Raw genomic sequence first — 2,368 nt, forward strand, 5'->3', positions numbered from 1 at the left:
GTCGCCGCCGCGCGCAGGCCGGAGCTGGTGCGGGCGGTGGTCTCCCGGGGAGGGCGGCCGGATCTGGCGGGTGCGGCTCTGGGTGAGGTGCGGTGCCCGACCCTGCTCGTGGTCGGCGGACGGGACGAGCGGGTGCTACCGCTCAACGAGCAGGCCGCCGCCCGGCTCGCCGCGCCGTGCGAACTCCAGGTCATCCCGGGCGCCACGCACTTGTTCGAGGAACCGGGTGCGCTGGAACGGGTGGCCGAGCTGGCCGCCGGCTGGTTCACCGAGCATCTGCCCCACCGCTGAACGCCCCGAGCCCCGGCCGCTGCCGCGAACCGCGCGGTCCCGCCCGCGCACCGGTGCGGGGACTCGCGAGCCTGCGGGGGCAACTCGCGAACCTGGAGGGGCAACTCGCGAGCTTGTGAGGGCAACTCGCGGGCCTGGAGGGGCAACTCGCGGGTGGGTGGGGGCGCGCGGCTACAGTGGGGCGACATGGACAGCCTGCGGTTGATCGAGCAGTGGCCCGTGGACAACGCCGCCGTGGCCGTGGTCCGCCCCGACGGGACGGTCGCGGCGAGCCACGGCGACCACGAGCGGGTCTTCCCGCTCGCGTCGGTGACGAAGCTGCTCACCGCCTACACGACGCTCGTCGCGGTCGAGGAAGGGGCCGTGGAGCTGGACACCCCCGCGGGCCCCGACGGGTCCACGGTCCGGCACCTGCTCGCCCACACGGCCGGGCTCGGCTTCGACGAGCACACGGTGTACGCGGCACCGGGCAGGCGCAGGCTGTATTCGAGCGCGGGCTTCGAACAGCTCGCCGACGCCCTGGCCGCCCACACCGGGATCGACTTCGCCGAGTACCAGAAGGAGGCGCTGCTCCAGCCCCTCGGCATGGTCGACACCCGACTGGAGGGCTCGCCCGGTGCGGGTGCGTCGTCCACACTCGACGATCTGATCGTGTTCGCCGCCGAACTCCAGATCCCGACCCTGATCGACCGGTCCACACTCGACACCGCGACGACAGTGGCCTTCCCCGGGCTCGACGGCGTGCTGCCCGGATTCGGGCACCAGAAGCCGAACGACTGGGGCCTCGGCTTCGAGCTCCGCGACGGTAAGGATCCGCACTGGACCGGCAAGCGCAGCTCACCACGCACCTTCGGCCATTTCGGACAGTCGGGCACCTTCCTGTGGGTGGACCCGCAAGCGGAACTGGCCTGCGTGGCGCTCACCGACCGCGCGTTCGGCCCGTGGGCCGCGCGGGTGTGGCCGGAGTTCACCGACGCGCTCCTCGCCGAGCTGGGCTGAGCGCGGCCGGGCCCGCGGCGCTTCAGGGCCGCAGCACGCGCACCGGCTCCCCCGCCCGGTAGGCGGCGATGTCGGCGACCGCGTCACGGTAGAACACCTCGTAGACGTCCCGGGTCACGAACCCGATGTGCGGGGTGAGCAGCGCGCGGGGTTCCGCGCGCAGCGGGTGGTCGGCAGGCAACGGCTCGCGGTCGTAGACATCGAGTGCCGCGCCGCCGATCGTGCCGTCGCGCAGCGCCCGCACGAGGGCGTCCTCGTCCACGATCGGGCCTCGCGAGGTGTTCACCAGCAGCGCCGTGGGCTTCATCGCGGCCAGCGCGTCGGCGCCGACGAGACCCCGGGTGCGCTCACCGAGCACGAGGTGCACCGACACCACGTCCGACGAGGCCAGCAACCGCTCCCAGGACACGGCCGTGACACCGTGCTCGGCCGCCCGCTCGGTGGTGAGGTTGTGGCTCCACGCGAGGGTGCGCATGCCGAACGCCTGCCCGACACGGGCCACCTCCGAGCCGAGCCTGCCCAGCCCGAGCAGGCCGAGCGTGCCGCCACGCAGGCCGGTGCCGAGCGTGGTCTGCCAGCCGCCCTCGCGCATCGCGCGGGTCTCGGCCTCCAGGTTGCGCCGCGCGGCCAGGATCAGCGCCCAGGTCAGCTCCACCGTGGGGTGCGGCAGGTAGCCGGTACCGCACACCACCACACCGTGCCGCTCGGCGGCGGCCACGTCGATGGCGGCGTTGCGCGCGCCCGTGGTCACCAGCAGGCGCAGGTCCGGCAGCCGCGCCAGCACCGCCTCGTCGAAGGCCGTGCGCTCGCGCATCGCCACCACGACGTCGAACCCCGCCAGACGGCGCACCAGTTCGTCGGGATCGGCGATGTGGTCGGTGAACACTAGGACCTCGGCCCGCAGCGAATCCCAGTCGGCGAGGTCGAGGGCCACGTTCTGGTAGTCGTCGAGGATCGCGATGCGCATGCCGACCACGCTAGGACACCGGCCTCCGGCCGCGCCCGACGCGCCGCCCGAGCGTGCGCCTGGTGACAGCCCTGTGCGCCCCGCGAAAGCGCCGCCCGTCCCGCCCCGCAT

General features: G+C 73.8%; 3 protein-coding genes. 2 read left to right on the forward strand and 1 reads right to left on the reverse strand.

Annotated elements, in window-relative coordinates; all coding sequences use genetic code 11:
• Window positions 1–291 (forward strand): alpha/beta hydrolase family protein (locus tag SACSA_RS0101075; protein ID WP_019812809.1); only part of this gene is annotated, 291 nt, incomplete at its 5' end.
• 186 nt (window positions 292–477) lie between these two features.
• On the forward strand, window positions 478–1,290 hold the full coding sequence (locus SACSA_RS0101080) for a serine hydrolase domain-containing protein (protein ID WP_019812811.1): 813 nt from the start codon (window positions 478–480) through the stop codon (window positions 1,288–1,290).
• 22 nt (window positions 1,291–1,312) lie between these two features.
• On the opposite strand, the gene SACSA_RS0101085 is transcribed toward SACSA_RS0101080, so the two are convergent.
• Window positions 1,313–2,257 carry a D-2-hydroxyacid dehydrogenase family protein gene (locus tag SACSA_RS0101085; RefSeq protein WP_028661413.1) on the reverse strand — a complete coding sequence of 315 codons (945 nt, stop codon included), beginning with the start codon at window positions 2,255–2,257 and terminating at the stop codon, window positions 1,313–1,315.
• Window positions 2,258–2,368 lie beyond the last annotated feature (111 nt).

The sequence above is a fragment of the Saccharomonospora saliphila YIM 90502 genome (genome assembly GCF_000383795.1).
GTDB lineage: Bacteria > Actinomycetota > Actinomycetes > Mycobacteriales > Pseudonocardiaceae > Saccharomonospora > Saccharomonospora saliphila.

What these genes read in the sequence shown, in the direction of transcription:
- SACSA_RS0101085 (WP_028661413.1), bottom strand. Translation starts at nt 2,257, where the DNA reads ATGCGCATCGCGATCCTCGACGACTACCAGAACGTGGCCCTCGACCTC.
- SACSA_RS0101080 (WP_019812811.1), top strand. Translation starts at nt 478, where the DNA reads ATGGACAGCCTGCGGTTGATCGAGCAGTGGCCCGTGGACAACGCCGCC.